The organism is Campylobacter sp. MIT 99-7217, from assembly GCF_006864365.1.
GTDB lineage: Bacteria > Campylobacterota > Campylobacteria > Campylobacterales > Campylobacteraceae > Campylobacter_D.
The window spans coordinates 1-6846 of the sequence record NZ_QHLJ01000018.1; the positions used below are offsets into that span (position 1 = coordinate 1).

Below are 6846 nucleotides of genomic sequence, written 5' to 3' on the forward strand. Positions count from 1 at the left end.
AAAAAAACATTTTTAAGCCTTATTTTCTTTAAAAAATATTTTTAAAAGAGGATTTTTACTTTCCTTAAAAAAGTTTTTTGGATCTTTTTTAAGTTTTTTCTTGTCTAAAAGTAATGTCATTTCATACCTTTTTTATTTTATTAATGAGAAGTTTAAGCGAGATTAATTTTTTTTGTATTGAAAATATAATTTTTCAAACTATATTTAGCGTATCGTTTTGATAATGCCATTTAAATTTTTCATTTATTAGTTTTAAGAAAATAAAATTTCTATCATCATTAATACTTTACAAGGTTTCAAAGTTGTAGATTTAAAAAAATGATATTTTAAGCTTTATTTTTGTAAAATCACACTTGCTATTTTTGGAAGTAGCGGTTATGAAGTTGGGTTAGACTCCAAGAGAACTTGATGCAAGTTCTTAGAAGTTTTTTGTGGATTTGAAATTTTAAGCTTTATAGTTTAGAAATATAGTTTGAAAAATTATATTTTCAATACAAAATAAAATTTGAGGCAATTTATCGATGAAAAGAGTTCTTTTCGTGTTTGGAACTAGACCAGAAGCTATCAAAATAGCTCCTTTGATTCATAAATTTAAAAACGATCAAGCATTTGTTACGAAAATTTGTGTAAGTGCTCAGCATAGGCAAATGCTTGATCAAATTCTTTCTATTTTTAAAATTGTTCCTGATTATGATTTAAATGCTATGAAGCCAAATCAAACGCTTTTTGATCTTAGTTCTTTTATTTTGTCCAAATTAAATGATGTGCTTGATGATTTTAATCCTGATTTGGTTTTTGTGCATGGCGACACAACAACAGCCATGATAGCTAGTATGGCTGCTTTTTATAAGCAAATAAAAATCGCCCATGTTGAAGCGGGTTTGAGGACAAATAAGCTTTATTCTCCTTTTCCAGAAGAAGCAAATAGACAGATTATAGGGGTTTTAGCAAATTATCATTTTGTCCCAACTCAAAATGCCAAAGAAAATTTGCTCAAAGAAAACAAAAACCCGGAAAATATCATTGTCGTTGGAAATACGGTAATTGATTCTTTGCTTTTCATGAAAGAAGAGCTAGAAAAAAACTCCATTTTAAAAGAACAAATACTCAAAGAGCTTGCAAGGTATTATCATTTTAATGAAGAAAGAAAAATTATACTCGTAACAGGACATAGAAGAGAAAATTTTGGACAAGGCTTTCAAGATCTTTGCAAAGCTTTAAAACAGCTTGCCTTGAATAATGAAAATGTAGATATCATTTATCCTGTACATCTTAATCCTAATGTTCATGAGGTTGTAAATGCTATGTTAAAGGACATAAAAAATGTTTTTTTAATTCCTCCTCTTAGGTATGAAGAATTTGTATATCTCATGGATAAGTCATATTTTATTATCACTGATTCAGGGGGTATTCAAGAAGAAGCCCCAAGTCTTTCAAAGCCTATACTTGTAACAAGAAATGATACAGAACGCCCAGAAGCCGTGCAGGCTGGATCTGCAAAGCTTGTAGGAACTGATACTCAAAAGATCGTTCAAGAAGCTCAAAGACTTCTTGAAGATACAAAAGAATATGAGAAGATGTCTAAAAATGTTAATCCTTACGGCGATGGCAAGGCTAGTGAAAAAATTTTAGAGTATTTAAAACAAAAAGGATAAAACTATATGCAAATTTGTGTTATTGGTCTTGGCTATATAGGCTTACCAACTGCTGCTATTTTAGCAAGCTCAGGACATAAGGTTGTAGGAGTTGATGTTAATCAAAATGTCGTTGATACTATCAATCAAGGCAAAATTCATATCATAGAATCCAACCTAGATATTTTGGTAAAAAAGGTTGTTGAAGAGCAAGCTCTTAAGGCAAGTTTAAAACCTTGTCCATCAGATGTTTTTATCGTTTGTGTTCCAACGCCCTTTAAAGCTGGTTATGAGCCTAATCTTGATTATATCAAAGCCGCAGCTAAAGAACTTGCCCGGGTTTTAAAAAAGGGTGATTTGGTGATTTTAGAATCAACCTCACCAGTTGGAACAACCCAAAAGCTTTCAAAATGGTTAAGCGAAGAAAGAAAGGATTTGATTTTTCCGCATCAAGATACAAAAAATAGTGATATTTTTATCGCATACTGCCCAGAAAGGGTTTTGCCGGGAAAAATTTTGGAAGAACTTGTGGAAAATGATAGGATTATAGGTGGTATCACGCCTCAATGCACACAAAAGGCTTTAGAGCTTTACAGAAGCTTTGTTAAAGGCAAATGCTTAGATACAAATGCAAAAACAGCTGAAATGGTTAAGCTTGTTGAAAACTCCTCAAGAGATGTGCAAATAGCCTTTGCTAACGAGCTTTCTTTGCTTTGTGATAAGGCTGATATTGATGTATATGAGCTTATACGCCTTGCTAATCATCACCCTAGAGTTAATATCTTGCAACCTGGTTGCGGTGTTGGCGGACATTGTATAGCCGTTGATCCATGGTTTTTGGTTTATGATTTTGCTAGTGAGGCTAGATTGATCAAAATGGCTAGAGAGGTTAATGATAGTAAGCCTTTATTTGTTACTCAAAAGATTATTCATAGGGCTGAAGTATTGAAAAATAAAAAAATTGCTTGTTTGGGACTAGCTTTTAAGCCTGATATTGATGATTTAAGAGAAAGTCCAGCTGTTTTTATAGTGAGTTTGCTTATCCAAAAGGGCTATGAAGTGGCAGTAGTTGAGCCTAATATCAAGGAGTTGCCTCAAAGTTTAAAAGAAAAATGTCAATTGATCGCTTTAAATGAGGCTTTAAAATATGAAAACATAGCTCTTTTAGTAGGACATAAAGAATTTAAAAACTTAAAGCTTGAAGATAATGAAAAAATACTTGATTTTTGTGGGATAGAAAAATGAAAGAAAATTTAAAAGCCTTTGGAAATAAAAAAAATGATGATTATGTTGTTGATTTGAAATTAATCAATGATAAGCAGGTGGGGGGAAATTGCGACTATAAATTATACCTTCCTGACAAAAACACAGATTATATTCAAAAGGAGGTTTTTATGAAAAAAATTCCTTATGAATATACAATGCTTCAAGATATTTTAAAAAGAATTCCACAAGGAGAAGTTTTTGTAGATATAGGAGCAAATATAGGAAATCACACCTTATTTATAGCTGCAAATAAGATCAAAGTTTATGCCTTTGAAGCCAATAAAGCACTATGTGAAATCATACAAGAAAGTGTGAGTATCAATCACTTTGAAGATCTTGTAAAAATTTACAACTATGGCTTATCTGATAAAGATGAAAAAGCTTCTTTTGTGGATATGGATTTTTCAAATTTAGGTGGAAATTCTCTTACTCTTGGACAAGGCGATATAGAATGTAAGAGGCTTGATGATTTTGAAATAAGGGAAAAAATTGCAAGTATTAAAATAGATGTTGAGGGTATGGAAACTAAGGTTTTGATAGGGGCAAAAAAGACTATAGAAAAAAATCGCCCATTGATATATATAGAAGCTATAAACCAAAATGCTTATTTAGAAATTGATGAGCTTATGCAAGAACTTGGATATATTTATTTTCAAACCTTTAATGTAACACCTACGCATTTATATTTTCCTGAAGAAAAATTAAATGAAAAGCAAATTCTTAGGAATATCTTAGCCAAAAATACCTTTGAATCTTACAGAATGACTCAAAATTTAAACTATCATAAAAGAAGTATAGCATTGATCAATAATAGTGTTATTACTTTACTCAAAGATCAGTTAGCATGTGTTCAAAAAAATCTTGAAAAAGCCATGAAAGAAAAACTAAGTTTAGAAATGAAACTTAGCTTAGAACAACAAAAAACAAAAAGAGAAGAAGAAAGAGTGCAAGCTGTCCAAAATACTTTATCTTTTATGTGGGGAAACCGTCTTGTAAAGGCTAAAAATTTAAAAAACATTCTTTCTTTGCCTTACGGATTTTATCAAGATTATAAAAAATTTAAACAAAAAGTTAGTCTCCAAATTCAGCAAATGCAAGCTATTTTACCTAAATACAGAAAAGACATTCATTTACCATCTACGCTAAAAATTTTTGATAAGGATATTGAAGATATTAAGAAAGTAAAAATTGCTTGTATAATGGACGAATTTACTTATAGTTGTTTTAAAGTAGAGTGCGAACTCAAACAACTTAGTCCTAGCTCTTTTAAGCAAGAAATACAATCTTTTAAGCCTGATTTTGTATTTATAGAATCAGCTTGGGAGGGTCTAGAAAAATTATGGACACAAAAAATTTCTAACTTCTCTCAAGAATTAGAAAATTTACTTATTTATTGTAAGGCACTTGGTATTCCAACTATTTTTTGGAACAAAGAAGATCCTGTTCATTTCGAACAATTTTTACCTCTTGCCCAGAATGTCGATTTTGTTTTTACGACGGATTTGGATTGTGTGGGTGAATATAAATACTATGTAGGGCATACGAATGTTTATTGCTTGCCTTTTGCCGTTCAGCCTGAATTTCACAATCCTATCGAAGAGTACGACAGGATAGATGGTTTTAACTTTGCTGGATCTTACTATTTAAGATATCCAGTAAGGCAAAGAGATTTTAAAACCCTAGTTGATGCTGTTAAAAATTTAAAGCCTGTAAGTATATATGATAGAAATTATGATAACCCGCATCCACATTATAAATTTCCACAAGAATATAAAGATATGGTTCTTGGAAAGCTTCCTTTTGAACAGATTAATAAGGCTTATAAAGGGTATAAATTTGGTATTACACTAAATACCATTAAGCAATCTCAAACAATGTTTGCAAGAAGAGCTTTTGAGCTTTTGGCTTCAAATACTTTGACGATCAGTAATTACTCTAAGGCATTAAGGAATTTCTTTGGGGATTTGATCATTTCTTCTGATGATGAGGAAGAAATTTCTAGAAGATTGCAAGCTGTTATCAGTGATGAGTTATATTATAAAAAATTTCGTCTTCTAGGCTTAAGAAAAGTTATGCTTGAAAATACCTATACTCAGAGATTAAATTATATACTTTCTATTGTATTTTCTAGGGTAAAAAAAGAAGAAGAACCTAGTGTTTATTTTTATGCAGAACTCCATTCTTTGCAAGATTATGAGTATATTTTAGAAGTATTTTCAAAACAAAGCGTACAAAATAAATTTTTAGTTCTTTTAAAGAATTTTGAAGAGAGCATAGAAGGTTCTTTAGAAAATATCATCATAAAAGAAAATGCTTTAGAGTGTGTATCTTACCTAAGTAAAGTAAAAAATGGATTTTTAGGTATTTTAAGCCCTCAAGATTATTACACAAAAAATTATGGCTTAGATTTGATTTTAGCTCGCAAGTATTCTAAGGCTCATGCCATAGGTAAGTCATCTTTTTATGAGTTTAAGGATAAAGAGATGATTTTGCATTCAGGAAGTGAATATAGGTATTGCGAAGAATTAGACATCACTTCTTCTATTATTCACTTTGAGAGTTTAGATGAGAAAATGCTCACGGCTTTTATTTTGGATAGAAATTTTAAATATAGCTTAGAAAGTATGCTTGGGCTTGATTGTTTTGGATATTGTAAAAATGCAAGATTTGCTCCAGAAGAGCTTTTGCAAAGATATATAGAAGATATAAAACTTGCTGATTTAGGGCTTTGTTTTGAAAAAGATATTGTATCAATATCTCCAAAATTACCTGCTGTACACAAAACTCTTAATTCCAATATAGAGATTTTTAAATTTAGTAGTGATCAATTTTATGATCTTATGCCAAAATCCATTAATTCCAAGATAAAGATTCAAAGAAGCGAAGGAGCTTGTGAGTTTATATCCAAGCAAAATAAAGAAGAATACAAATATGTCTTTTCGGAGTCTTTCTTAAGAGATGATTTAAACCTAGTCAACAATTCTCAGTGTATTTTGGAAGGCAATTTTAATACAGAAGATGTAAAACTTGTATTTGAATTTCAAAACGAAAATAAGGAAAAAATATCACATAGCATGGGAAATTTAAATCAAATCATTACCCTAGCTATACCACCTGAGAGCGTCTATGTGAAATTTGGTTTGAGGATACAAGGACCTGGGGCGCTTGTTTGTAAAAGTTTGATCATAGATAGCGTGAGCAAAGAGCCTTTTCTTACGCTTGAAAAATCAAAAGCTTTGATTTTAACAAAACAGTATCCATCTTATGATGATATTTACAAATATGGCTTTTTACATTCTAGGGTAAAAGCCTATAGAAAATCAAATGTTTTAGTTGATATTTTTCAAATTTCTAACCAAGAAAAATATTTATGTAGAGAATTTGAGGATATAGATGTAGTTCGTGGAAGTAGCGAACTTCTAGAAGAAAATCTTAGAAGTGGAAAGTATAAATATATCTTGGTACATTTAATCGATCAAAATATGTGGAAAGTTTTGGAAAAATTTATTAATAAAATAAAAATCATTGTGTGGGTGCATGGGGCTGAAATTCAAGTATGGCAAAGAAGAGAGTTTAACTTTGAAAATATGAGTTCTCAAGAAATCCAAAGGCAAAAAAGGCTTTCGGATCAAAGAAAGGCTTTTTGGACGAAACTTATCAACGCAAAGCATAAAAATTTACATTTTGTTTTTGTTTCTGAGCATTTTAAAAATGAAAGTTTGGGGGACTTGAATTTAAGCTTAGAGCCTAGCCAATACAGCATAATACATAACCCAATAGACACAAAACTCTTTTCCTATCAGCCAAAAGATAAAGAACAAAGAAAAAAAATCCTCTCTATCCGTCCTTTCAGCTCGAAAAAATACGCCAATGACCTAAGCATAAAAGCCATTTTAGAACTTAGTAAAAAAGACTTCTTTAAAGATCTTAGCTTTAAAATCATAGG

General features: G+C 30.7%; 3 protein-coding genes. All 3 read left to right on the top strand.

The annotated features are described in order from the left end of the window. Positions 1-521 precede the first annotated feature (521 nt). A complete protein-coding gene (gene wecB, locus DMB92_RS09030) occupies positions 522-1655 on the top strand; it encodes a non-hydrolyzing UDP-N-acetylglucosamine 2-epimerase (RefSeq protein ID WP_142682735.1) in 1134 nt (377 codons plus the stop codon). Positions 1656-1661: 6 nt separating this feature from the next. Then, positions 1662-2879, top strand: coding sequence for a UDP-N-acetyl-D-mannosamine dehydrogenase (gene wecC, locus DMB92_RS09035; RefSeq protein ID WP_142682737.1), 1218 nt, complete (start codon positions 1662-1664; stop codon positions 2877-2879). Next, positions 2876-6846, top strand: a 3971-nt coding sequence (locus DMB92_RS09040) for an FkbM family methyltransferase (RefSeq protein WP_142682738.1), incomplete at its 3' end; no start/stop codon positions are given. The genes wecC and DMB92_RS09040, both read left to right, overlap by 4 nt.

Excerpts from the sequence above, each read along its gene's own strand:
- wecB (WP_142682735.1), top strand. The coding sequence starts at position 522 with ATGAAAAGAGTTCTTTTCGTGTTTGGAACTAGACCAGAAGCTATCAAA.
- wecC (WP_142682737.1), top strand. The coding sequence starts at position 1,662 with ATGCAAATTTGTGTTATTGGTCTTGGCTATATAGGCTTACCAACTGCT.